At 62.8% G+C, this 24,959-nt stretch carries 20 protein-coding genes and 3 pseudogenes; 12 read left to right on the forward strand and 11 right to left on the reverse strand.

Annotated features, from left to right (window positions below):
• Positions 1-143 precede the first annotated feature (143 nt).
• Positions 144-1,250, forward strand: a complete 1,107-nt coding sequence (locus AC0L3D_RS04125; RefSeq protein ID WP_473643210.1) for a tyrosine-type recombinase/integrase — start codon at positions 144-146, stop codon at positions 1,248-1,250.
• A gap of 38 nt (positions 1,251-1,288) precedes the next feature.
• Here AC0L3D_RS04125 and AC0L3D_RS04130 read toward each other — a convergent pair whose 3' ends face one another.
• The 3 genes from AC0L3D_RS04130 to AC0L3D_RS04140 form a co-directional block, all read right to left on the reverse strand.
• Positions 1,289-1,981: a nucleotidyl transferase AbiEii/AbiGii toxin family protein gene (locus tag AC0L3D_RS04130; RefSeq protein ID WP_473643212.1), complete on the reverse strand. Its 693-nt coding sequence runs from the start codon at positions 1,979-1,981 to the stop codon at positions 1,289-1,291.
• Positions 1,981-2,211, reverse strand: a complete 231-nt coding sequence (locus AC0L3D_RS04135) for a hypothetical protein (protein WP_473532720.1) — start codon at positions 2,209-2,211, stop codon at positions 1,981-1,983. Before AC0L3D_RS04135 ends, AC0L3D_RS04130 begins: the two co-directional genes overlap by 1 nt.
• A gap of 120 nt (positions 2,212-2,331) precedes the next feature.
• Complete coding sequence (locus AC0L3D_RS04140) at positions 2,332-2,568, reverse strand: hypothetical protein (RefSeq protein ID WP_473643214.1); 237 nt, start codon at positions 2,566-2,568, stop codon at positions 2,332-2,334.
• A gap of 240 nt (positions 2,569-2,808) precedes the next feature.
• On the opposite strand from AC0L3D_RS04140, the pseudogene AC0L3D_RS04145 reads away from it, so the two are divergent.
• Positions 2,809-3,960, forward strand: a pseudogene (locus AC0L3D_RS04145) (site-specific integrase); the annotation flags it as partial.
• Positions 3,961-4,134: 174 nt separating this feature from the next.
• On the opposite strand, the pseudogene AC0L3D_RS04150 reads toward AC0L3D_RS04145, so the two are convergent.
• Together AC0L3D_RS04150 and AC0L3D_RS04155 are read right to left on the reverse strand one after the other, a co-directional pair.
• Positions 4,135-4,332 (reverse strand): annotated as a pseudogene (locus AC0L3D_RS04150) (RES family NAD+ phosphorylase); the annotation flags it as partial.
• Positions 4,329-4,742, reverse strand: a pseudogene (locus AC0L3D_RS04155) (antitoxin Xre-like helix-turn-helix domain-containing protein). The pseudogenes AC0L3D_RS04150 and AC0L3D_RS04155, both read right to left, overlap by 4 nt.
• A gap of 140 nt (positions 4,743-4,882) precedes the next feature.
• Between AC0L3D_RS04155 and AC0L3D_RS04160 the strand changes: the two are divergent.
• The 3 genes from AC0L3D_RS04160 (at position 4,883) to AC0L3D_RS04170 (ending at position 7,401) form a co-directional block, all read left to right on the forward strand.
• Positions 4,883-5,305 (forward strand): hypothetical protein, encoded by a 423-nt coding sequence (locus AC0L3D_RS04160; protein WP_473517429.1) that lies wholly within the window; start codon positions 4,883-4,885, stop codon positions 5,303-5,305.
• Positions 5,306-5,840: 535 nt separating this feature from the next.
• Entirely contained in the window at positions 5,841-6,281 is a 441-nt protein-coding gene (locus AC0L3D_RS04165; RefSeq protein WP_128177700.1) for a hypothetical protein, read from the forward strand.
• A 775-nt stretch (positions 6,282-7,056) separates the two neighbouring features.
• Complete coding sequence (locus tag AC0L3D_RS04170; protein ID WP_036263803.1) at positions 7,057-7,401, forward strand: hypothetical protein; 345 nt, start codon at positions 7,057-7,059, stop codon at positions 7,399-7,401.
• A gap of 10 nt (positions 7,402-7,411) precedes the next feature.
• Here AC0L3D_RS04170 and ggt read toward each other — a convergent pair whose 3' ends face one another.
• The 3 genes from ggt to AC0L3D_RS04185 all read right to left on the reverse strand — a co-directional run bounded on the left by ggt (position 7,412) and on the right by AC0L3D_RS04185 (position 13,079).
• The gene (gene ggt / locus AC0L3D_RS04175) at positions 7,412-9,145 is read right to left on the reverse strand and encodes a gamma-glutamyltransferase (RefSeq protein WP_473643215.1); all 1,734 of its coding nucleotides are present in this window, start codon (positions 9,143-9,145) and stop codon (positions 7,412-7,414) included.
• Positions 9,146-9,505: 360 nt separating this feature from the next.
• Positions 9,506-10,798 carry an L-rhamnose catabolism isomerase gene (rhaI, locus tag AC0L3D_RS04180; protein WP_473643217.1) on the reverse strand — a complete coding sequence of 431 codons (1,293 nt, stop codon included), beginning with the start codon at positions 10,796-10,798 and terminating at the stop codon, positions 9,506-9,508.
• Between the two features lie 178 nt (positions 10,799-10,976).
• Positions 10,977-13,079: a bifunctional rhamnulose-1-phosphate aldolase/short-chain dehydrogenase gene (locus AC0L3D_RS04185; protein WP_473643219.1), complete on the reverse strand. Its 2,103-nt coding sequence runs from the start codon at positions 13,077-13,079 to the stop codon at positions 10,977-10,979.
• A 213-nt stretch (positions 13,080-13,292) separates the two neighbouring features.
• On the opposite strand from AC0L3D_RS04185, the gene AC0L3D_RS04190 reads away from it, so the two are divergent.
• The 7 genes from AC0L3D_RS04190 to AC0L3D_RS04220 all read left to right on the forward strand — a co-directional run bounded on the left by AC0L3D_RS04190 (position 13,293) and on the right by AC0L3D_RS04220 (position 20,425).
• Complete coding sequence (locus tag AC0L3D_RS04190; RefSeq protein WP_473643221.1) at positions 13,293-14,102, forward strand: DeoR/GlpR family DNA-binding transcription regulator; 810 nt, start codon at positions 13,293-13,295, stop codon at positions 14,100-14,102.
• A 46-nt stretch (positions 14,103-14,148) separates the two neighbouring features.
• Positions 14,149-15,144 (forward strand): rhamnose ABC transporter substrate-binding protein, encoded by a 996-nt coding sequence (rhaS, locus tag AC0L3D_RS04195; protein ID WP_023803287.1) that lies wholly within the window; start codon positions 14,149-14,151, stop codon positions 15,142-15,144.
• Between the two features lie 83 nt (positions 15,145-15,227).
• Complete coding sequence (locus AC0L3D_RS04200; protein ID WP_473643223.1) at positions 15,228-16,769, forward strand: sugar ABC transporter ATP-binding protein; 1,542 nt, start codon at positions 15,228-15,230, stop codon at positions 16,767-16,769.
• Positions 16,766-17,743 carry an ABC transporter permease gene (locus AC0L3D_RS04205; protein ID WP_128169119.1) on the forward strand — a complete coding sequence of 326 codons (978 nt, stop codon included), beginning with the start codon at positions 16,766-16,768 and terminating at the stop codon, positions 17,741-17,743. The genes AC0L3D_RS04200 and AC0L3D_RS04205 overlap by 4 nt, the downstream gene beginning before the upstream one ends.
• Entirely contained in the window at positions 17,740-18,741 is a 1,002-nt protein-coding gene (locus AC0L3D_RS04210) for an ABC transporter permease (protein ID WP_023803290.1), read from the forward strand. The genes AC0L3D_RS04205 and AC0L3D_RS04210 overlap by 4 nt, the downstream gene beginning before the upstream one ends.
• Complete coding sequence (rhaM, locus tag AC0L3D_RS04215; RefSeq protein WP_023803291.1) at positions 18,741-19,058, forward strand: L-rhamnose mutarotase; 318 nt, start codon at positions 18,741-18,743, stop codon at positions 19,056-19,058. The genes AC0L3D_RS04210 and rhaM overlap by 1 nt, the downstream gene beginning before the upstream one ends.
• Positions 19,055-20,425 carry an FGGY-family carbohydrate kinase gene (locus AC0L3D_RS04220; protein WP_473643224.1) on the forward strand — a complete coding sequence of 457 codons (1,371 nt, stop codon included), beginning with the start codon at positions 19,055-19,057 and terminating at the stop codon, positions 20,423-20,425. Before rhaM ends, AC0L3D_RS04220 begins: the two co-directional genes overlap by 4 nt.
• Here the strand turns inward: AC0L3D_RS04220 and AC0L3D_RS04225 are convergent, their stop codons facing one another.
• The 3 genes from AC0L3D_RS04225 to galE form a co-directional block, all read right to left on the reverse strand.
• Positions 20,426-22,252, reverse strand: coding sequence for an alanine racemase (locus AC0L3D_RS04225; protein ID WP_023803293.1), 1,827 nt, complete (start codon positions 22,250-22,252; stop codon positions 20,426-20,428).
• A 74-nt stretch (positions 22,253-22,326) separates the two neighbouring features.
• Positions 22,327-23,577: a D-amino acid dehydrogenase gene (locus AC0L3D_RS04230; RefSeq protein ID WP_473643226.1), complete on the reverse strand. Its 1,251-nt coding sequence runs from the start codon at positions 23,575-23,577 to the stop codon at positions 22,327-22,329.
• A 113-nt stretch (positions 23,578-23,690) separates the two neighbouring features.
• Positions 23,691-24,686, reverse strand: coding sequence for a UDP-glucose 4-epimerase GalE (galE, locus tag AC0L3D_RS04235; RefSeq protein WP_128169123.1), 996 nt, complete (start codon positions 24,684-24,686; stop codon positions 23,691-23,693).
• Between the last annotated feature and the right edge of the window lie 273 nt (positions 24,687-24,959).

A 24,959-nucleotide genomic window follows, 5' to 3' on the forward strand; every position in this document is an offset into this window, starting at 1 on the left:
TTGGCGTGGAGAATCATCGTCGACAGCATGAATCATCGCGGCGCTTTTAACAACGACAATACGAACAAACCGCCGCGTCTGTCGTCGCCAGATAATGTCCGGTAAGGTTGCATTATCGGACGTATGGAGCTAGGCTGCCGATCATGGAAAATCCCCCGTCCAAACCCGCCAAAAACGATCTTCCGGCTGAGGATCCGCTCGACTGCGAGATGCCCGATATCGTCGATCTCGTCATGGAGATGGGCCGGCCGACACCCCGTGTCCCGGCGCACGTCGAGGACCTGGTCGAAGCGGCAAAAGGCTACGCGAACGCCGCCAGCTCCGAAAACACACAAAATGCCTACGCCAAGGATTGGCGTCACTTCACCTCCTGGTGCCGGCGCAACGGCTTCGATCCCCTGCCCCCGGATCCGAAGGTGATCGGGCTCTATATCAGCGCCTGCGCGGCTGGTGGACCGAAGCTCGGCGCCCCGGCGCTGTCCGTCTCGACGATCGAGCGCCGTCTCTCCGGCCTCGCCTGGAATTTTACCCAGCGCGGCCTTTCCATGGACCGAGCGGACCGCCACATTGCAACGGTGCTCGCCGGCATCCGCCGCAAGCATGCCAAGCCGCCGCGCGTGAAGGAAGCCCTGCTGGGCGAAGATCTGCTCGCCATGATCGCCACGCTCGGCCACGATCTCAGGAGCCTGCGCGACCGCGCCATCCTGCTGCTCGGCTTCGCCGGCGGATTGCGGCGCTCGGAAATCGTCGGGCTCGACCTCACGCACGAGGAAAAGAGCGATGGGGCTGGCTGGATCGAGATCTTTCCGGACAAAGGGGTGCTGGTCACGCTGCGCGGCAAGACCGGCTGGCGCGAGGTCGAGGTCGGCCGCGGCTCCAGCGATTTTTCTTGTCCGGTTGTCGCGCTGGAGACCTGGATCAGACTGGGAAGGATCGCCCGCGGGCCACTGTTCCGGCGCATCTTCAAGGACAACAAGACCGTCGATGTCGAGCGGCTTTCCGACAAGCACGTCGCCCGCCTGGTCAAAAAGACCGCACTGGCCGCCGGCGTCCGCGCCGATCTTGCAGAGGGCGAGCGTGAACAGCTGTTTGCCGGGCATTCCCTGCGCGCCGGCCTCGCCTCCTCGGCCGAGATCGAGGAACGCTACGTGCAGAAGCAACTCGGTCACGCGTCAGCGGAGATGACCCGAAAATATCAGCGACGCCGTGACCGATTCCGCGTCAACCTCACCAAGGCGTCCGGGCTCTGACGAGCCCCTCCCCCCGGGTTGATCGCTGGGTGAGGCGGTCAGGTTCTTTGAGGTGATGACAACGCCTCGTCGAGCACAGCGAGGGCTACGTCCAGACTGTCGGCGGCCGACGCTTCATAGTCAGGCATGATCATCAGCTGCGCGATCGCGCGGCCGACGAATTCAGGGTTGAGCTTTTCCATCCGCTGTCTGGTGCGAGCGACCTGTTCTGGGAGCGCACGCAGAGCGTTGACGACCTCGTCCAATTGCGACCGGGTTGCAGCGGCGATGTCGAAGATGTCGCGCGGGTTGGCTTCCGATCCCCGGTAATAGACCTTCTTGGCAATGATTTCCGGAATGGTCTCGAGCCGCACCGTCCTGCCTTCCACCACACGGGTCTCGAACGGCGTCGTTGTCAGCGCTCCGGCAACGATGAAGTCGATTTCGCCAACGCCTTCGAAGGCGAATTTCTGGAACCGAAGCCCGTCCCCCAGATAGTCGGACGGCATCGTTTCGAAGTGCAGGTGGCTTCTGGATGGGTCGATGAATCCGAGCAATTGAGGGTCGTCGAGGAAAATATCGATGTCGTGGCTTTCGCGATGACCGATCTGGATCATCATCGCCGTTCCGCCGCCAAATGACCATTCAAAGTCATAGCCCCCGGCATTCTCGCGAAGCTGGTCGATCAGGTCGATAGTAATACGAAAAAGCCGCCGCCATTCGGACGGGCGTCGGCTATCATGTCCAGCCATTACGCGGCGAGCGGATAGCTCTCGCCGGACCAGGCGGAGAACTTGGTGGCAAAAGCCTTCAGGTCGTCGACCCCAATGTGGTGCGCGGTTGCGAACTCGACTTGCTGAGCGAGAGGAACCTCGCCGAGAAAGGCGCTGACATGACCGGGATGCTGCTTGGCCAGATCGATATCAGCAAGGCAATGCGCCAACGCCGCGTCGTCCAGCTGTACGCTGTAGGGCGCGTTCACGGTCGTCAAGACGGATGCCAAATGCTTGCTCATAATGGCCGTAAGGTAATCGTTTCGGGTCGGAGACACAAGTTGCCGCCTCCTTCGCCGTAGAGTGCCCGATAGCCTCACTATCGATAATCACCTCTTATCGATAGTGATTGTTTTTGCGGCGCAAATCAGCCAGAATCGCCCCCCAGAGCCCGCCGGCGACGACAATCGGGACGGGGAAAATTCGCCGAATGGCGCGGCGCCTTCGCCTTTGCGCCGACCGGGCCGGGCGTCGCCGACTTCGTACAAATCTCGCTCGGCCGCGAGATCGAGATCCTGGCCGGCCCCGTCGTTGATCTCGACTACCGCTCCAACGGCGTCGAGCATCTCTTCCAGCCGACCTGGGTTCTCGCGATTCCGCTGCCGAGGCGCAGCAGCTCGCAGGACCAGCCTACTTGCTGCGCGGACGCGCCGGTGGTGGCATCGTTCACATGAGGAGTTTCCTGGCGCGCCTGGCGCGCATCGACAAGGAACAGCGCGAGGCAAGCCGTCGGTGCATTTGCCCGATCGAGACGCCGCGGTGCTGCTCACCTGGGCCGACCGGCGCTTGCTGTTCTGAGCGCCGACATGGATGCGGGCCTGCCAAAGCCCGTACCCGACCAAAAACTGCGCCGTGCGGAGGCGCTCAATGCGCTGGATGCGGTGCTGCCATTCGACCGGCGCGATTTTCTAGCCGAAATCCTCGCCGACGACGATGTCGCCACACTGCGCCATCTCGCCAAAGAAGGCATCGGCGAGAATCCCTGCGCGCCTTGGCCTCAGTTCTCGGTTACCTCGAAGCATGGTCTCTGGCTGCGGCGGGCTCATCCCTGCCGGCCGACGCCGGAGGTACTGGTGATAGAATTCATCGCCCACCCGTGGGATCGCAAAGCGTGAAACCGACGTTTCGCACGGTCGGAAGACGTGACCGCGGCCTTTCGGCAAAACTGTTGCGCGTCGATGGACCGCACGCGCCGAACACCGTACGCCGGCGTCTGTCCAGCTGGTCGACGCTGACCGGCTGGCGCGGTTTTGTGGGAAAATTCAGCGCGCCAGGCCTGCGCAGCGCCATAAAACTCGCGGTGCGCGCCAGCGCCCGCCCCCGGGGCCGCAAGAGCAAAAGGGCGGTGACCGCCGATATTTTGACCACCCTGCTCAACACCTGCGCCGGCGACCGTCTCGTCGACCTGCGTGACCGTGCCCTTCTTATCACCGCCTTCGCCTCCGGCGGCCGCCGCCGCAGCGAGATTGCTTCGCTCAGGTTCGAGCAGATCGTCGAAGAAGAGCCGGTGACCGCCGACCCCAAGAATTCCGGCGGCGAAAAACTCCCGAGCTTGTCGATCCGTCTCGGCCGGACCAAGTCGACACAAGCCGACAGCGACGCCTTCGTGCTGCTCGTCGGCCGGCCGGTTACAGTGCTACAATCGTGGCTCGAACGCGCTGAAATATCTGAGGGCGCCGTCTTCCGCGGCATCGACCGCTGGGGAAATCTCAAAAAACGCGCGCTGACGCCGCAGGCGGTCAACCTGATCCTGAAGCGACGCGTCGCCGAGGCCGGGCTTGATCCGATGGCATTTTCCGCCCACGGCCTGCGCTCCGGCTATCTCACCGAAACCGCCCGCCGCGGCATTCCGCTGCCCGAAGCCATGCAGCAGTCACAGCATCGCTCGGGTGCAGCAGGCGTCGAACTACTACAACGATGCCGAGCGCACGCTCGGGCGGGCGGCGCGGATAATCGTCTGCGTCGCAGATCGATCCGACACATCACAGTTTGCAGCGTCAGCTCCAGGACAATTGGTTCCGAGGCAGCCGCGCTTGCCACCGGCGTGCGCGGCGACCTGTCGGGAAGGCGAACGAGGCCAAAAGTCCTCCGGCCATTCCCTGCGCGCCGGGCTTGCCTCGTCGGCCGAGGCCGAGGCGGCCGCTGCCATGCACCAGCTTTTCCAACAGGGCCGTCGAATAGTGCTCGCAGGTGTAGATGACAGGACTTCCGGGCGTGTTCCATCGCCCTGGCGTGATTGTCGAGCCGGTCGCGTCGAAGATCGGGTAGGTGCCGGCCGGATGGCCGATGCGAAAGGACGATAAGGTCCGATCGAGAGTCTGCACCGTCACGCAGCGCTACCGTACTTCAGATCTCCGAGGATATCTACCATTTCGGCACCGAACTCGCTCAGGATAATGACGTCGATCGGTCGCTTGTACTCAATCATCGGGTGCGGCCGAAACAAGAAATCACGCGCTTCCTCTTCGTTCTGCCAGACATCGACAGCAAGGCCCCAGACGCGCGCCACGCGGGCCAATCGTGTGCCCTCGTCCGACGAGAGGCGATGGACCGCCTTTCGCCGCTCATAGGTCGCCTTTGGGACCAGCCGGTATTTTGAACTGAGCATCGCCAGGCGCCAGAAGATGCGCAACGCGCTCAAGTGCGCCAATGGGAAGTCCATCCTCGATCAGGGAGATCGCGCCGCCACCTCTTTGACGGGCAGCCCCAACACGTCGGCGACATTTCCGAGCGCTAGCATATCACTCTCCATTCCATTTGAGGCAAAATATAGCCTCATGCGTCAAGCAAGCGCCCATCAGCGCGTGTCGTAAGCAGATGAGTTGTCCAGATTAGGTCGCACGTGAGTCGTCCGGTTTTCGCCAGCGCACGGAGGTGGGTATGAAGCGGGCAGCATGGCTAAATGACCGGAGAATGCAGGAGTTTGTAGTGGTTTTGCGCCGCTGGAATGGCGGCGATCTTTCGATAACGGAGGCAGGCGAGTTGCTTGGCATGTCGGGGCGGCAGTCTCGCCCGCGACCGTTACAAGAGGCTGGGGAAGTTGGGTTGCTCGACCGGCGTTTGGGCAAGATTTCGACCCGTCGGGTGCCTGCCGAAGCGATTGAAGAGATGCTGGAACTTTATCGTTATCGCTACCTTGGATGGAATGTGAAGCATTTCCACGAGCACCTGCTGCCCGATCTCGGCTCGCTCAGGAAACGGGCACATCGCAGACTGACTGTAGTTCTGCGAGCAGGATGGAGTTATTTCCAATGGGATGGGAAGGGAATCGAAAGACGCTCTCTCCGCCATCTTCAATGGTAGAGCGATCAGAGGTCGGGAATCGGAGGCAGCGGACCTGCGATTAGCTCACGCACCAGCAATGCGATCGAGAGGACCTATCTGGACCAAACTCGAGTAGCGACAGCATGGGCTTTTGAGATAAGGTTGGGACGCGATGGTATAAGCGAATAGAACGATAACCGGGAACCGAACCAATCCACAGAAATATTTTGTTGGTATTTTTGTTGGCTAGTCCTGCTATAGCGGAGCCCTAACCATTTGGAAACAGAGCGAGTTTTCCATCGCTTGGACTCCGCCTCTGGGCACCATTTTTCCAAGGCAATTTCAGCAAGTTGCGCATGACGCCCGCTTGGCTGAAATCGGTTGGGGGAATTCAGGTCGCCGTGTTGCGGGAGGTTGCGTAGCGGTTCTCGGCGACCTCCAATCATTTTTCCCGCGCCCGACAGGGCCGGCACTGGCGAAACTGTTTGCTCGCATTGGGCGAATGACGGATTTGATTTGCTTGGTGATCCCCTATCCTTAGGGCAAACTGCCCGCTGGGGCTCCAGGAGGCGAAATGAGAGCACGCGCAGCAACGGTTGGAGATCTGGAAAGTGTTTTCCGTGATCTGTCCAAGCGAATATCGGACGAGTACGTCGCGGCCGGCAAGGACAGCAAGATCGCCTACGACAATCTGATGATGAACTTGAAGGAAGGGCGTGCTCATGCGCTCGTGCAGGGCGAAAAAACCGTAGCGCTCATCGCCTGGCACGAGAATAGCGACGCTGCCGATACGCTGTTCGCCGCGCAGGAAGATTTCTTCAGCGCCGCGACCGTTCGCTTCTGCAAGCGGCACATTCGCCATATCCAGGCGCTTGCCGGCAACCTCCCCATTCACTCGCGCAGCTGGCTCCAGAGACCGGACGTCGCAAAATGGTTCCGGATAATCGGCTATGTCGAGCGGGGCCAGGAGAATGGCGCCCATCTGTTCGAACTGCCGCCGGCTCCCGCCGCCTGACAAATCTCGGCGGGCTGCGAAACGCTGCCGCAACCGGTAGCCACGTTCGGGGCCGATGCTCTAGCCAAAAAGGCCCGCCGCTCCATTTGCGAAGCGGCGAGGCTCGATATTCGGGAACGACTTCCGGGCCGTTGCCCCGGCATTGCTTACTGTGCAATTCAGGTGCCAGACGGGTTGACCGATAATGGGACACCGCACCGGGAAAGCGCGAACCATCTTCCGCGATCACACCACTGCCATACCGCGCCATTCCTTGCTATGTTTGCTCGCGGCGGACCTGATTTCCGCTTGGCCGGCGCCCATCAGGCAATCTACCCCAACGCCCCCCCAAAGTGGCGCCGGCCACTCTTCACCACCAACCCAATCTTCGCCGCCGGCCCAATCTTGGCCACCGGCCCGATCTTCGCCACCGGCAACTTCACGCGCGGTCAGGCCGAAGCCAGGACAGCGGTTCTTAATCCGCCTCCAGAGCGGCGGCCTTTATGTCAAAACGCCCTGACTGGCGATTCCAGTGCGACAGATCGCCTGGAGCGGCAGCACGATCCGGCCTGAAGCGCGTCGCGTTTGACCGGCGACGCGCTTCAGGTTGTTGTTTTTTTGCATGTCGTTAGCGCAAAACCGCTGCACACTTTTGCGCGACATGCATTAAATCCAAAAAGACGGTAGCAAGCCGCGGCCAGAAAGTGTTGAAGACCGTGCCGATGGCATTGAACGTGTCGCGATCCGGTTGCACTCGGCAAGGCTTGATGATTTGTTGCCGCTTCAAGGAGAATGAATGATGCACGAGCCTGCCGGTCAAGACGAATATGGGTCGGCCAGCCCCTTCGACCCGGACGACCTGACGACGTTGAACGTGATGGGTCCGGGTGTGGCCAGCAACGATTTCGAGAAATACGCGGTCGCCGTGATCATCGTGTTCGGCGCCCTCATCATTGGCGGCTTGATGGCCGCAAACCTTGCCCTGGGGCACCGTAACGGCTTCCTGTACGCGCTTGGCGGCGCCACCGCGGCGTGGATATCGGGAAATGCGCTGCTGCTCGATCGGCCGCGTATCTATGCCTTGTTCGTCGGCATCGCGGCGGTGATGCTGATTGCGTCCACCATCACGCTGGTCATCTGACCGAAAGAAATTAATATCCGATCGCCTCGCCGGACGCGGCGCGGCTGTCGATGGCGCCATTGTAGCGGGCGCCGCCGCCCTTTTCGATCTCGGCCAGGCTCTTGCCGCCGACCAGGATACCGGCCGCCTGACCCCAGGTCGCATCGGCGACGTCGAGGCGGTAGCCCATCCCGGCAAGCAGTTTTTCGGTATCGGGCGACAGGCCGAACGGTTCGACATAGACCGTGTCGGGCAGCCATTGGTGATGGATGCGCGGCGCGTCGATCGCCTCCTGGATGTTCATGCCGTGATCGACGACATTGACGATCGCTGCCAGCGTGATGGTGATGATGCGCGATCCGCCGGGGCTGCCGATAACCATGAACGGCTTGCCGTCCTTGGCGACGATGGTCGGGCTCATCGACGACAGCGGCGTCTTCCTCGGGGCGATCGCATTGGCCTCGCCCTGAACGAGGCCGTAGAGATTGGGCACGCCCGGTTTCTGGGTGAAATCGTCCATCTCGTTGTTGAGCAGGATGCCGGTGCCGTCGGCGACGACGGCGGCGCCGAACGAACCGTTCAGCGTATAGGTCACCGCGACGGCGTTGCCGTCATTGTCGACGACCGAATAATGCGTCGTCTCCTGGCTCTCGCCAAAACCCTTCGGCATCAGATCCTGCGACACGCCGGCCCGGAACGGATCGATCTTTTCGCGGATTTCTTGCGCATAGTTCTTGTCGAGCAGCTTTTCGACCGGATTGTCGACGAAGTCGGGATCGCCGAGCGCCGAATTGCGGTCGACATAGGCGTGACGCATCGCCTCGACCATGACTTTGATGGTTTCGGCAGAACCCGCGCCGAGATAGGACAGCGGGTAGAATTCCAGCACGTTGAGTATCTCGCAAATGATGACGCCGCCCGAGCTCGGCGGCGGCGAGGAGGTGATCTCATAGCCGCGGTAGTTGCAGGTCACCGGCTCGAGCTCGCGGACCGCGTAGGTCTCGAAATCCGCCTTGGCCAGAATGCCGCCCTTCTGCGCGCTCGCCTTGACGATGCCGTCGGCGATCGGTCCTTTGTAGAAGGCATCACGACCTCGTTCCGAGATGGCCGAGAGCGAGGCGGCGAGATCGGCCTGGACAAGGCGCTCGCCGACGGCATAGGGCTTGCCGTTAGGCTTCAGGAAGATGGCGGCCGCGGCCGGGTCCTTGGCCAGCCGCGCGGCGCCGCCTTCGAGCGAGGCGATATCGCCCTGCTCCAGCACAAAACCATCCCTGGCATAGCGGATGGCCGGCGCCATCAAGTCCTGCCGCGTCAGCGTGCCGTATTTTTCCCGTGCGGTCTCGAAGCCGGCCACCGAGCCCGGCACGCCGACAGCGAGATAGCCGTCGAGGCTGGCGCCTTTCACCGGCTTGCCGTCCTTGTCGAGATACATGGTTTTCGTCGAGGCGAGCGGCGCGCGCTCGCGGAAATCGAGGAACGTCGAGCGGCCGTCCTTGAAGCGGATGGTCATGAAGCCGCCACCGCCGATATTGCCGGCGTTTGGATAGACCACAGCCAGTGCGTAGCCGACGGCGACTGCGGCATCGACGGCGTTGCCGCCCTTCTTCAGCACCTCGACGCCGACTTCAGACGCCAGATGCTGGGCGGTCACCACCATGCCATGCTCGCCCTTCGCCGGCTGCGGCGAGGCGGCCAATGCGGCCGCCAGCGGCGCAAAGGTCAAGGTGAGGGAAAGACTGAGTGCGATTACGGTGCGGCGGTGCATGGCCGTTCTCCGGGGCGTGGGATGCGCCTAGAAAAGCCGTTTGGAGCGGGCGAGTCTACTGACAATAAAGAAGATTTCGGCGGGCTTGCACGCCCGCGCCGGTTCGGTTCGTAACCACCGTTGCGATCTTCGGCTGATGTAACGGCATGGATAGGGTCTCCGCGACGTCGCTTCGCTCCTGCTCCGCCCTAGGATGACGAAGGCGTGTTGGCTTGTAGCTAATCGCAGATGGCGGAGATTTGGCAGTTGCGTCGCAGCGTAGGTAGGCTGATGACAAGCGAAGGCTTTCGAAATTAGCCGACGCCTCTCTCGCATCGCGCCGCAACCCGCCTCAGGCGGGTTTTTTGTTTCAGGCCGACATCAAACAATCCCACCGCCGCCGCCGGAAACCGCCGGCCGTTCCGCCGCGACCTTGGCTCGGTAGCCGGCGGCGCGATAGGTGGCGACCGGATCGATGGCGCCGCCCGTGTTCAGCCGCGCCATGGCGAGGATCGGCTCGACATCGGTGCGATAGGCGGCTTTCAGCCTCTGCGTCGCCATCAGCGCGTCGTTGGCATCCTGATAGCCTTCCAGCGCCTGGCGATCGACCAGCAGCGCCTGCGCATAGGCGCGCTGCACCTCGACCGCCGACAACATCAGGCTTTCGATCGGGTCGGTGACATTGTGGCTCTGGTCGAGCATGTGAGCCGGATCAAAACCTTCGGCACCGGCAAGCTCGGCATCGACCAGTTCGTTGAAGACGAGGAACAGCCGGTAGGGATCGATCGAGCCGGCGTCGAGATCGTCGTCGCCATATTTCGAATCGTTGAAATGGAAGCCGCCGAGTTTCTTGAACTGGATCAGCCGCGACACGATCATCTCGATGTTGACGTTGGGCGCGTGATGGCCGAGGTCGACCAGGCAAAAGGCCTTGTCACCGAGCTCTTTGGCGATGATGTAGTTGGTGCCCCAATCCTGCACGACCGTCGAATAGAAGGCCGGCTCGTACATTTTGTGCTCGGTGAACAGCTTCCAGTCGTCAGGCAGTCCGGCGTAGATCTCCTTCATTGCGTCGAGATAACGCTCGAACGCCTTGGCGAAATTGACCTGGCCGGGGAAATTCGAGCCGTCGCCGATCCACACCGTCAGCGCCTTGGAGCCCAGCGTCTTGCCGATCTCGATGCATTCGAGATTGTGCTCGACCGCCTGCCGGCGGGTGCCGGCGTCGGCATGCGACAGCGAGCCGAACTTGTAGGACAGTTTTTGATCACTGGCGTCGGAGAAGGTATTGGAGTTCATGGCGTCGAAGCCAAGGCCGAAGCGCGAGGCCGCCTGTTTCAGCCGGTTCGGGTCGGCCGTGTCCCACGGAATGTGCAGCGAGACGGTGGGTGTCGCCTGCGTCAACTGCCGGATGACGGCGCAGTCCTCGATCTTGTCGAAGATATCGCGCGGCTCGCCGGCGCCGGGAAAGCGGGCAAAGCGGGTGCCACCGGTGCCGACGCCCCAGGACGGGATCGCCACGGCGAATTTTTCGACCTTGCCGCGGATGGCGTCGACGGCGATGCCGCGGCGGTCGAGGCGTTCGCCGAGCGCATCGTAATCGCGCTTGAGCTCGGCCGCGCGCGCGAGATTGTCCTTGTCGACGATGTCGGCTGAGATGATGGTTTCGGACATGGTGCTTCCTCCCAAATGCGTTCGGTTGGCGCTGCCCCTCATCCGCCTGCCGGCACCTTCTCCCCGTATAGCGACGGGGAGAAGGACAAGCGTGTCCGGCATTGGCGACCCCCTCTCCCCGTTGTTCGCGGGGAGAGGGTAAGGGTGAGGGGCAGCGCCACCCTCAAAAAATGATCGCCTAGCGCGTAAAACTCTGGGCGTTGCCGGCGTCGACATTGACGATATTGCCGGTCGACTTGGCCGACATGTCGGAGGCGAAGAAATAGATCGCCTCGGCGATGTCTTCGGGGAACACCGAACGCTTCAGCATCGAGCGTGAGCGGTAGTGTTCCTCAAGGTCGTCAGTCGACATCTTGTAGGCGGCGGCGCGCTGTTCCTTCCACTCGCCGGTCCAGATCTTCGAGCCGCGCAGCACGGCGTCGGGATTGACGACATTGACCCTGATCTGGGCCTCCGCGCCTTCCAGCGCCAGGCAGCGCGCCAGATGGATTTCGGCGGCCTTGGCCGTGCAATAGGCGGCGGCATTGGGCGATGCGGCAAGCCCGTTCTTGGAGGCGACGAAGACGACATTGCCGCCGATCTTCTGCGCCCGAAACAGCCGGAATGCTTCGCGCGACGCGAGGAAATAGCCGGTCGACAAGATGTCCATGTTCTTGTTCCATAGCGCCAGCGTCGTCTCCTCGATCGGCGCCGAGGTTGCCAGGCCGGCATTCGACACCAGGATGTCGATGCCGCCGAACTCGACAGCCGTCTCGGCGAAACCGGAGATCACCTGGTCCTCTGACGTGACGTCGATCACCACCGGCCGCACGAAATCCTTGCCATGGGCCTTGGCCAATTCGTCATTGGCGCTGGCAAGGGCGGTCTCGTCGATGTCGGCCAGCACGACGCAGGCGCCCTCGCGCAGCAGCCGGTTGGCCGTCGCCCGGCCGATGCCGCCGGCGCCGCCGGTGATCAGCGCGATCTGGCCGGCAAGCGCTTTCGGCTTGGGCAGGCGCTGCAGCTTCGCCTCTTCGAGCAGCCAGTATTCGATGTCGAAGGCTTCCTGCTCGGGCAGGCCGACATAGGTCGACACTGTCGAGGCACCGCGCATGACATTGATGGCATTGACGTAGAATTCGCCCGAAATGCGCGCCGTCGCCTTGTCGCCGGCGAAGGTGAACATGCCGACGCCGGGCATCAGATAGACCACGGCGTTCGGATCACGCACCGGCGGCGAATCCGCATGCTTGCACCTGTCATAATAGGCCTGGTAGCCAACGCGATACTCCGCCAAATCGTCGGCGAGACGGGCGATGACGGCGTCGACATCAGGATTTTTGGGGTCGAATTCGATGACCAGCGGCCGGATCTTGGTGCGCAGGAAATGATCCGGGCAGGAGGTGCCGAGCGCCGCCAGCGGGCGCAAATCCTTCGAATTGACGAATTCGAGCACGGCCGGCGAATCGTCGAAATGGCCGAGCTTGTGGCTTTTCTCCGAAATCAGGCCGCGGATCCTCGGCATCAGCCTTGCCGCCACGGCGCGACGCGCCGGCGCGTCGAGCGATTTGACGACTTCGCCGCCGAAGATCGGCTTGCCTTCAGACTTGCGCTCGAACCAGTCGATCGCCTGGTTGATCACCGAGATCGTCGTCTCGTAGCATTCCTTTGGAGTGTCGCCCCAGGTGAACAGGCCATGGCTTGCCAGCACAACGCCCTTGGCCTCAGGGTTTTCGGAGCAGAATTTTTCCAGCCACAGGCCGAGCTCGAAGCCCGGACGCTTCCATGGCAGCCAGCCGATCGCGTCACCGAAGATCTCCCTGGTCAGCGCCTGCGTATCCTTGGCGGCGGCAATCGCGATGATGGCGTCGGGATGCATGTGGTCGACATGCGGCTTCGGCACGAAGGCGTGCAGCGGCGTGTCGATCGAGGCCGCGCGTGGGTTAAGATTGAAGGTGCAATGGGGCAGATAGGCGACCATCTCGTCCTCATGCTCGAGGCCGCGATAGAGACCCTTAAGCGCGCGCAACTTGTCCATGTAGAGGGTGGCGAAACCGTCGAGCTTGATCGAGGCGCTGTCGCCGCCGGATCCCTTCACCCACAGCACTTCCACGCTTTCGCCGGTGAGCGGATCCTTTTGCCAGATCTTGGAAGAGGTGTTGCCGCCGCCATAGTTGGTGACGCGCTTGTCGGAGCCAAGAACATTCGAGCGATAGACGAGACGTTCCGGCTCGCTCATTCCCAGGGCTGTCGCATCATCCCAAAGATTGGCGAGGCGCGTGCCGGAGCGCTTGTCAAGCATAGGTAATCCTCCCGTGACGTGAGACGCGCAAACGGTGCGGTCAATTGCGACCGCATAGCGGGTCAGCTTCGGTCGAATGTCCACGGAAGCAGCGGCATTGTCAATCACAAACGATCAAGATTGATCACATTGCACTGCACAATGGAATTATATGATCGGAAATGATTGACACTGCGCGTTTTGGGTGCCTAGATGCTGAGGCAGGGAGGAACCATGCACGAGAAAGAGCGCCACAGGATCATTTTGTCCGCCGTCCAGGAAAAGCCTGTGGTGACGGTGCAGGAGATGGTCGACCTGACGGACTCGTCCGAAGCGACGATCCGGCGCGACATCGCTGCACTGCATGTGCAAAAGCGCCTGCGCCGCGTGCGTGGCGGCGCCGAGGCGATCAGCCCGCCGCAATTCATCGGCCTTGCCGGCCGGCCTTTTTCCGTCAACGAGACGATCAACGCTGCGCAGAAGCGGGTGATCGCGCGGGACGCCGTGGAACTGTGCAAGGACGGCGAGCCGATCATCATCAATGGCGGCACCACCACCTTCCAGATGGTGCATTTCCTGACCGGTCGCCGCATGCCGATCTTCACCAATTCCTTTCCGATCGCCGAGCACCTGCTCAAGCACTCCAAGAACACGGTGATGCTGTCGGGCGGCACCATCTACCGCGAGCAGAACATCATCCTGTCGCCCTTCGACAATGACGTGACGCGCAATTTCTATGCGCGCCGCATGTTCATGGGCGCGCAAGGGCTCGGGCCACTCGGCCTGATGGAAGGCGATCCGCTGCTGATCCAGGCCGAGCAGAAACTGATCGATCAGGCCGACGAACTGGTGGTGCTGGTCGACTCGTCAAAATTCCGCAAACGCTCGAGCCTGATCCTGTGCGGCCTGTCGCGCATTGCCACGGTCATCACCGACGACGGCATCGAGGATCGCGAGGCCAAGATGTTGGAGGCCGCCGGTGTGACGCTGATCGTCGCCCGCACAACGGCAGGCAATAGGGAAGAATCTTCGCTGCAGGCCTGAGGGTTCGCAGCGGCGATGCAATGCAACGCTCAAGGGAGGATATTCGATGAGCTTTCTGAAGAAATTGATGGTTACGGCGGCGTTCTCCGCCGCCATCTTCGTGAATGCGGCCTATGCCGAGAACGTCAAGATCGCGCTGGTGGTGAAGTCGCTCGGCAACGGCTTCTTCGATGCCGCCAACAAGGGCGCCGAAGAGGCGGCCAAGGAACTCGGCGACGTCGATATCATCTACACCGGCCCGACCAAGGCGACCGCCGAAGCGCAGATCGAGGTGATCAATTCGCTGATCGCCCAAAAGGTCAACGCGATCGCCATTTCGGCCAATGACGCCGACGCGCTGGTGCCGGCGCTGAAGAAGGCGATGGATCGCGGCATCACCGTCATCTCGTGGGATTCCGGCGTCGCTCCGGAAGGCCGCCAGCTCCACCTCAACCCCTCGGACACCAACCTGATCGGCGAGACCATCATCAAGCTTGCCGCCGACTATCTGCCGGAAGGCGGCGATGTCGCCATACTGTCGGCTTCGTCGACCGCGACCAACCAGAACGCCTGGATCGAAGCGGCCAAGAAGGTGCTGCCGGAGAAATTCCCCAAGATCAATCTCGTCGCCACCGTCTATGGCGACGACGACTCGGCCAAGAGCACGGACGAGGCCAAGGGCCTGCTGAAATCCTATCCGAACCTCAAGGCGATCATCGCACCGACCACCGTCGGCGTCGTGGCCGCTGCCCAGGTGGTGACCGACCAGGGCCTGATCGGCAAGGTCAATGTCACCGGCCTGGCGCTGCCGTCGGAGTTCAAGAAGTTCATCGACAACGGCGCCAGCCAGGCTGTCGCACTGTGGAACCCGATCGATCTCGGCTACTCGGCCGTCTACCTCGCCCATGATCTGGCGGTGAAGAAGGAAGAAGCCAAGCCGGGTGCGACGCTGTCGATCGGCCGTGTCGGCAAGGTCACCCTCGACGACACCAACTCGGCCGCGATGGCTCCGCCCTTCAAGTTCGACAAGTCGAACATCGAAGAGTTTTCCAAGATCTATTGATCCTGGAGCCCTTCAAGCCGGCGCGGCGGAGCTCAAGTTCCGCCGCGTCCTCAAACGGACCTGCTTAAGGGCTTGATACGACTATGGACACGACAGCCCAACTCGACCCGACCACTGAGCAGCCTTTGGCTGCGGCTCCGCGCCTGACCCTGGCCGGCGTCTCGAAGAGTTTTCCCGGCGTGCGCGCGCTGCATGATGTCAGCCTGTCGCTCTACCCAGGCCAGGTGACCGCGCTGATCGGCGAGAACGGCGGCGGCAAGTCGACGCTGGTCAAGATCATGACAGGCATCTATCAGCCTGATACAGGCACGATCAGCATCGATGGCCAGGCCGTGACCTTGCCCAGCGCGCATGCCGCCTTCGGGCACGGCATCACAGCCATCCACCAGGAAACCGTGCTGTTCGACGACCTGACGGTGGCCGAGAACATCTTTCTCGGCCATGCGCCGCGATCGCGCCTCGGCACCATCGACTGGCGCACCATGCGCAAGAATGCCCGTGAAGTACTGAACACCATGGGTGCCGGCCACATCGACGCCGATGCGCGGCTGAAGGATCTCGGCATCGCCAACAAGCACCTCGTCGCAGTCGCCCGCGCCATGTCGATCGACGCCCAGATCGTCATTATGGACGAGCCGACCGCAGCGCTGTCGCTGAAGGAGATCGAGGAGCTGTTTTTGCTGGTCGAGTTCCTGAAGAGCGAAGGCAAGGCGATCCTGTTCATCAGCCACAAGTTCGACGAGATCTATCGCATCGCCGACCGTTACACGGTGTTCCGCGACGGCGAGATGGTCGGCGAAGGCCTGATCAGGGATGCCGGCCAGAGCCAGATCGTGCGCATGATGGTCGGCCGCGCCGTCGATCACATCTTTCCGCAACGCAAGGCCGAGATCGGCGCGCCGGTGCTTGCCGTCTCCGGCCTGTCGCACCCGACCGAGTTCGACGACATCGGCTTCGAGCTGCACAGAGGCGAGATCCTCGGCTTCTACGGCCTTGTCGGCGCCGGCCGCAGCGAGGTGATGCAGGCGATATCAGGCATCACCCGCACCAGCAGCGGCACCATCACGCTGGAAGGCAAGGCGATCATGCCGAAATCGGCGGCGGATTCGATCGACGCCGGCATCGTCTACGTGCCGGAAGAACGCGGCAAGCAAGGCGTGGTGATCGGCCTGCCGATCTTCCAGAATATCTCGCTGCCCTCGCTCAAGCGCACATCCAAGTCAGGTGTGTTGCAGCTGGCCGAAGAGTTCGCGCTGGCCCGTTCCTATACCGAGCGGCTCGATCTGCGCGCCGCCTCGCTCAGCCAGGACGTCGGCACTTTGTCGGGCGGCAACCAGCAGAAGATCGTCATCGCCAAATGGCTGGCGACCGCGCCCAAGGTGATCATCCTCGACGAGCCGACCAAAGGCATCGACATCGGCTCGAAAGCCGCCGTGCACGGCTTCATGGCCGAGCTGGTCGCTCAAGGGTTGTCGGTGATCATGGTGTCGTCCGAACTGCCCGAGATCCTCGGCATGTCCGACCGGGTCATCGTCATGCGCGAGGGCCGCATCGCCTCGATCTATGACAACAAGGGGCTCGACGCCGAAACGCTGGTCAAGACGGCAGCAGGGATTGTGGCATGAAGGTTTTGCTCAAATATCGCGAAGTCTGGCTGCTCGCGGCAATCGTCGTGGTGATCGGGCTGATCTCGATGCGCTTTCCGGGCTTTGCTGCCTTCGGCAATCTGCGCCAGGTGTTCAACGACACCTCGATCCTGATGATCCTGGCGCTGGGGCAGATGGTGGTGATCCTGACCCGCTCGATCGACCTGTCGATGGCGTCGAACCTGTGCTTCACCGGCATGGTGGTGGCGATGCTGAACGCCGCGCATCCGGCAATCCCGATCCCGCTGCTGATCGTCATCGCACTTCTGGTCGGCCTGGTGCTCGGCGCGATCAACGGCCTGCTGGTATGGCGGCTGAACATTCCCTCGATCGTGGTGACGCTCGGCACGCTCACCATCTATCGCGGCGCCACCTTCGTCATTTCAGGCGGCGCCTGGGTCAATGCCGATCAGATGAGCCCTGATTTCATCGGCCTGCAGCGCGCGGCCTTTCTCGGCATTCCAGTGCTGTCGTGGATCGCCATACTGGTCATCGCCTTGTTCTTCCTGTTGATGACGCGCACCGCGCTCGGCCGCTCGATCTATGCCATCGGCGTCAATCCGACAGCATCGATCTACGCCGGCATCGATGTCGGCCGCACCAAGTTCATTGTCTTCTGCATCTCGGGGATGGCCGCCGGTCTGTGCGGCTATCTCTGGATCTCACGCTATGTCATCGCCTCGGTCGAGGTCGCCAATGGCTACGAGCTCAACATCATCGCCGCCTGCGTCATCGGCGGCATCTCGATCGCCGGCGGCATCGGCTCGGTCGGCGGCGCAGTGCTTGGTGCGCTGTTCCTCGGCATCATCTCCAACGCGCTGCCGGTCATCAACATCTCGCCGTTCTGGCAGATGGCGATTTCGGGCAGCGCCATCATCCTGGCCGTGGTGCTCAACGCGCGCGGCGAACGCCGGCAAGGCCGCATTATTCTCAAGAAGGCGGAAGCGGCATGACCGACACCCCAGCCCCGCGCCACATTCCCGACCGGCTCGACACGCCGCTCAACTCGGCGATCTTCTCGTGGGAGGCGCTGCTGGTCGCGGTGGCGGTCGCCATCTTTGCCGTCAACAGCTTCGCCTCGCCCTATTTCCTCGACGCGTGGTCGCTGTCGGACCTGACCTTCAACTTCACCGAGAAGGCGCTGATCGCGCTCGCCATGGCGCTGCTGATCATTTCCGGAGAGATCGACCTGTCGGTCGCCGCCATCATTGCGCTGGCCTCGACGATGATGGGCATGGCGGTGCAGGCCGGCGCCGGCACGCCGGTGCTGGTGGCGATCGGCATCCTGGTCGGGCTCGGCTGCGGCGCCTTCAACGGGCTGCTCGTCACCAGGCTCGGCCTGCCGTCGATCGTCGTCACCATCGGCACGATGAGCCTGTTTCGCGGCATCGCCTTCATCGTCCTCGGCGACCAGGCCTACAAAGGCTATCCCTCCAGCTTCGCCTTCTTCGGCCAGGGCTATGTCTGGTGGGTGGTGTCGTTCGAGCTGACGCTGTTCCTCGTCGCGGCGGTCATCTACTGGTTCCTTCTGCACCGGACCAGCTTCGGCCGCCGCGTCTTCGCCATCGGCAACAACCCGGTCGCGGCACAGTTTTCCGGCGTGCGTGTCGGCCGCATCAAGTTCATCCTGTTCTGCCTGACCGGGCTGATGGCGGGCATCGCCTCGGTGCTGATCACCTCGCGGCTCGGCTCGACCCGGCCATCGATCGCGCAAGGCTATGAATTGGAAGTCATCACCATGGTGGTGCTGGGTGGCGTCAGCATCCTGGGCGGCGCCGGCAGCATTTTGGGCGTGGTGCTCGCCGCCTTCATCATGGGGCTGGTGACTTTCGGCCTGGGGCTGCTCAATGTGCCCGGCATAGTCATGTCGATCTTCATCGGCCTGCTGCTGATCATCGTCATCGCGCTGCCCATCGTCTGGCGGCGGGTGCGGCGGGAGCGTTTTACCTGATGGCCGAGAAATACGCGTTCAAGATGAAGCTCAATCCCGGCATGAAGGCCGAATACAAAAGGCGTCATGACGACATCTGGCCGTCGCTGGTCGCACTGCTGAAACAGGCCGGCGTTTCCGACTATTCGATCCATCTCGACGATGAGACCAACACCTTGTTCGGCGTGCTGTGGCGGCGCGACGGCCACGGCATGGACGAATTGCCGAAGCACAAGGTGATGCAGCGCTGGTGGGCTGAAATGGCCAACATCATGGAGACCAGGCCTGATAACGAGCCGGTGGCGGTGCCGCTGGAAACAATGTTCCACATGGAATGACCCGCCACGTCGCCGTCATCGATATCGGCAAGACCAACGCCAAGGTGGCGCTGGTCGATCTCGCCGATCTGCGCGAAGTTGCGCTGCGCCGCATGGCGAACGCGCCTGTCCTTGACGGTCCCTACCCGCACCACGATGTTGAGCTTCTGTGGTCGTTCATCCTCGACAGCCTCGCCGAGATCAATCGCGAACAGCGCATCGACGCGATATCGATCACCACCCATGGCGCGACGGGCGTGCTGGTGGACACTGCCGGCGAGTTGGCGCTGCCGGTGCTCGACTATGAATTTGCCGGGCCCGACACCCTTGCCGAGGACTATGACACGAACCGTCCGGCCTTCGCCGAGACGGGCACGCCGCGTCTGCCGGTCGGCCTCAATCTCGGCGCGCAGCTGTTCTGGCAGCAGAAGCGCTTCCCGGCGGAGTTCGCCAAGGCCGCCGCGATGCTGATGTACCCGCAATACTGGGCCTTGCGCCTGACCAGCGTCGCCGCCAACGAAATGACTTCGCTTGGCTGCCACACCGATCTGTGGAACCCGTGGAAGGCCGATTTTTCGTCGCTGGTCGACAAGATGCAATGGCGTCATCTAATGGCGCCGGTGCGGCCGGCGAAAGATCGCCTTGGCCCGATCCTGCCCGCGCTTGCGATACGGACCGGGCTTGATCCGCAAACGCCGGTGTTTTGCGGCTTGCACGATTCCAACGCCTCGCTGCTGCCGCATCTCCTGTCCGATACGCCGCCGTTCTCGGTCGTCTCGACCGGCACCTGGGTGGTGTCGATGGCGGTTGGCGGCAACAAGATCGCGCTCGACCCGGCCCGCGACACGCTCGTCAACGTCAACGCGCTCGGTGATCCGGTGCCGTCGGCGCGTTTCATGGGCGGCCGTGAGTTTTCGCTGCTGACGGAAGGCCAATCGGAAGACTGGACCAAAGAGGATATCGCCACAGCGCTCGCGCGGAAGACGTCCCTGCTGCCTTCGACCCAACAGGGTTCGGGGCCGTTCCCGCATCACAGGGCAGCATGGCTCGACGCAGACGGCATCAACGGCGGCCAGCGCTTTGCCGCCATCTCTTTCTACCTGGCGCTGATGACCGCGACCTGCCTCGACCTGATCGACGCCGGCGGCCCGACGACCGTCGAGGGGCCGTTCGCCCGCAACCGGCTTTTCACGCGCATGCTCGCTGCAGCCACCGCACGTGCCGTCATCGCGTCGGAGGCCGCAACCGGCACCAGCATCGGCGCCGCCCTGTTGGCGTCGGACCAAGGAACGGTACAAGGCGCCGGCGAAAGATTCGAACCGCCGGTCGACCCGGCCTGGGCGGATTACGCACGTTCATGGCGCGCGGCGGTCGACGCACAGGGCTGATCACAAAATCCGCTTGCCAAACGCCGACATGACGAAATTGACCGTTTCCGCCGCCAATCGCGGTTCCAGAGCTGATGTCAGGCCGGAAACGTCCATCGACAACAGCCCGCCGGACAACGCGATCGCCTCCATGGCCTGATGCGTTTCGCGCACCGTGATGCCGCCGGAGCCTGCCGCCCAGCCGGCGAATTCGGTCACCTCAGGCGTATAGCTGACATGAAAGCCTTGCGTGCCGGAGCTGGCGATGCGGATCGCCTCGTGCATCACGTCGCGCATGCCCATGGCGTCGATGTCGGTCATGGTGAAGGCGCAGACGCGCGAATCCTTCAGCACCCGGGCCTCGGCCGGATCTGCATGGCGCAAACCGACAATGACGACGTTTTCCGGCGACAGTTGTGGCTGCAGCGCGCCGGGCTTGTGATCGAGGCCGAGCGCCCGCGCCAGCACCGAAGCTTCCGGCAGGTCGATGCCGTCTTCGTCCTCGGGCATCAGCGCGGCGATGGAATCGATCCAGATCAGGCCAAACGAGTGCGTCGCCCGCGCGGTCGCCGTCAGCGCCGTGTGGGCGATGCGCCGGTCGCTGCCGGCGGTGAGCCGGACCAGGCCGGACGGCGGCCGCTCGATATCGGCCAGTTCGACGACATCGAAATTCATCGCCTCCAGCCGGGCGCCGGTCGCCTCCCTGGCCAGGATGCCGGCCGCCGCCGGTTCGGCAGATATCGACACCATCTTGCGGCCGGAGAAATCCTCGACATCGTGCATTGGCGCCTTTTCGACATATTCCGAGGTCATTGCCAGCAGCATGGCGCCATAGCTCATGCGGAAGGCGACACGATCGCCGACGGCGGGTGGCGGCTCGGCATCGGTCACGTCGAGAAGCAGATGGTCGCTGGAGGCGCCAAGCACCCGCACGCCCTTGGCAATCGGCGTCAAACCTTCGATCAAGACATCCTCGCGGCCGATATTGGCGATGGCGCGCAACCGGTCGCCATCGTCGGCAAACACCGGCTGGTTGCCGAAAGCGTCGTAGCCGGATTGGCCGATCGGCCGCGACGGCTTCAGCTTGACCTCGATGATGTCGCTGGTCAGCCGGCAGGCATCGGGTTCGAGTTCGGCCCACGGCGTCTCGCGGAAGGTTTCGACGCCACCCTGAAGGATCGCCTCGCCGACCCGCAGATTGTTGATGCCGGCGGGCAGCCTGCCTTCGAGCAGCAGCGTCAGCGACGATGACGCGCCGCCCGAGATCCAGTCGAGCCTTGCGCCGGACAGGCGCTCGGTCTTGTAGGCATGGGCGACGAGCTGTCCGAGATTTTCCTGCGTCGGCATGATGGCGCCGAAGCAGCCGAGATTGGTGCCGATGCCGGCGATGCGCACGCCGCTGAGCGCCAGTATCTGTTCGACCGTCGGAATGAGGTCGTTCGGCCAGATGCCTTCCCTGAGGTCGCCAAGATCGATCATCAGCATGATGTCGTGGACGCGGTCCATACGCTCGGCGATGCGCGATAGTTCGCGGATGGTGGCGAGTTCGGATTGCAGGCTGATGTCGACGGTGCGCACAACCTCCTCGATGCGTGCCATCGGCGGACTGCGCAGCAGCATGATCGGGGCGGTGATGCCGCTGTCGCGCAGCCGGCGGATGTTTTCGAAGCGCGATTCGGCGATGCCGGCGACGCCGCCGCGCAGCATGGCGCGCGCCACCTGCGGCATGCCGCAGGTGCCCTTGGTAACGCCGAATACCCTGATGCCGGACAGGGCGCAGCGGTCGACGATGGTGCGCGCATTGCGCTCGATGCGGCCAAGGTCGATGGCGACTTGCGGTCCCGACATTTTTCTACTCAGAATTTGTGCACGGTATTAGACGCATTTATCTTCCCGGTGCCGACACGACGATTAATTCTCCCTCAATTGACATAGACCAGCCCTTGCGGGTCGATCTCCGGCTTGCGGCCGGCGACCACATCGGCAAGGAATTTTCCCGAGCCGCAGGCCATGGTCCAGCCGACATGGCCATGGCCGGTGTCGAGGTAGAGATTTCTGTAGCGCGCCCCGCCGATGACCGGCACCGAGTTCGGCATCATCGGCCGCAAGCCGGCCCAGAGCTCGGCCTTGTTCTCGTCGAAGGCGCCTGGGAAAAGCTCCTTGCCGGTCCTGAACATGGCGGCGAAATCGCTCGGCTTGTGGCTGCGATCGAAGCCGGTGAACTCGGCGGTCGAAGCAAGCCGCAGCCGGTTGCCGAGCCTGGAATAGCCGATAAGCTGATCCTCGTCGGCGCCGCCCATGGTCGGCCCTTTGCCCTCGTCCTCCAGCGGCACGGTCGCGGTGTAGCCCTTGACCGGATAGACAGGCAGGTCGATGCCGTAGCGGCGGCCGAGCAGGCCACTCTCCGGCCCCATCGAGATGACCACGGCGTCGGCTGTTATCGGGCCGGCCGAGGTCATCACCGCGCGCACCCGATCGCCTTCGATGTCGAGGCCTTCGACCGTCGTGCCGTAGAGGAACTGGACGCCGAGTTTCTCGGCGGCATAGGCAGCGAGGTTTCGGGTGAATTGGCTGGAGTCGCCGGTCTGGTCGATCGGCGAATAGACGCCGCCGGCTATTCTGTCCCTGGCCCCGGCAAGGCCGGGCTCGATCTCGACCAGCCGGTCGCGGCCGACGATCTCGATCGGCAGACCGTGCTCGGCGAGATAGCGGTAATTGTCGGTGCCGGTATCAAAACTCTGCTGCGAGCGGAAGAAATAGAGAATGCCCTTCTTGCGCTCGTCATAGTGAATGCCGGTGTCGGCCGAGATGGCGTTGATGCAGTCGCGCGAATAAAGCGCAAGGCGCAGCTTGATGTCGGTGTTGGCGCGCAGTCGCGCATGCGTGCATTGGCGCAGGAAGCGCAGACTCCAGGCGAAGAAATAAGGATCGAAGCGCAGCCTCACCTTGATGCCGAGATCGTGGTTGTAGAGCGCGCGCAAAAACGTCCTCAGCGCAGCGGGCGAGGCCCAGGCGGTGGCGTCGCCTGGCGACACCAGGCCCGCATTCGATTGGCTGGTGCCTCGCGCCGCCATCGGATGGCGTTCGATCACGGTCACCTCGTGGCCGTCGCTCGCCAGATAGTAGGCCGCCGCCGTGCCGACGACGCCAGCGCCAAGGACCAATATCTTCATGCCGCCCCCAAAGGATCAGACGCGGCCGAAACGCCTCCACGTTTCAGCCGCGCAGCTCCTTCAATAGCGCTTCCACGCTCGATCTACGAGCCCACGGAGGAAAAACCGGGACTTCAGCTCCGCGCCGAATTCTTGCCGGTCAGGATACGCTCCCAAGCCAGCGCGTCGGCGACGATCCGGTCGAGGTCATCGCGTTGCGGGGTCCAACCGAGCTCGCGGCGCGCCAGCTCCGAATTGGCGACCACCGCCGCCGCGTCGCCCGCACGGCGCTCGCCGATCCGCACGTCGAAATCATGGCCAAAGACGCGGCGCACGCTGTCGATAACTTCGAGCACCGAATAGCCGTGGCTGTAGCCGCAATTGGCGACGAGGCTTGGTCCCCCGGCGCGCAGCCGTTCCAGCGCCAGCCGATGCGCCGCCGCCAGATCGCTGACATGGATGTAGTCGCGCATGCAAGTGCCGTCGGGCGTCGGATAGTCGGTGCCGAACACCTCCATGAAGGGCCGCTTGCCGAGCGCCGTCTCGCAGGCGACCTTGATCAGATGCGTGGCGCCCGGCGTCGACTGGCCGGTGCGGCCCCTCGGATCGGCGCCGGCGACGTTGAAGTAGCGCAACGCCGTATAGCGCAAGCCGTGGGCGATTGCGGCGTCGCGCAGCATCCATTCGCTCATCAGCTTGGACAGGCCATAGGGCGATTCCGGTGCAAGGCGCGCATCCTCGCGCACCGGCTCCAGCCCGGCGCCGCCATAGACGGCGGCGGTCGAGGAAAAGATGAAATTGGGCACGCCTTCGCGCACCGCGGTCTCGATCAGCGTGCGCGTCTTGCAGGTGTTGTTCTCGTAATAGCCGAGCGGGTCGGCGACCGATTCGGGAACCACGATGGAGCCGGCAAAATGGATGATCGCATCGACATGATTGTCGCGGATGACCCCGCCGACCAGCTCCTTGTCGGCGACATCGCCGACGACAAGCTTTGCCTCCGGCGCCACCGCCCATTCGAAGCCGGTCGAAAGCCGGTCGAGGACGACAACGCTCTCGCCCGCGTCCAGCAGTTCCCAGACCATATGGCTGCCGATATAGCCAGCGCCGCCTGTCACCAAAACCGTCATCCGTGTCCTCGCTGCTCAAGATTAATCGGAAGCTGTCTCCACACCCGCCTTACTGGAAAGCCTGCCACTGGGCCATTAGTCCATTTCCATCAGTGCCTGCGGTAACCAGTCTCATCGGCGCATGGCATCGTCCTGAAACAAAATTGATCCACATCAAGGGAATAGGCCATGATCCGTGGCCGTTAGGAACAGGCTTGGGGCGTGGCATTTTGACCAAAAAGGCCAAGTAGACGGCGAATAGGGCAATGATTATGATCCCACGCAAAAATTGGG

This window comes from Mesorhizobium sp. WSM4837, from assembly GCF_055811435.1.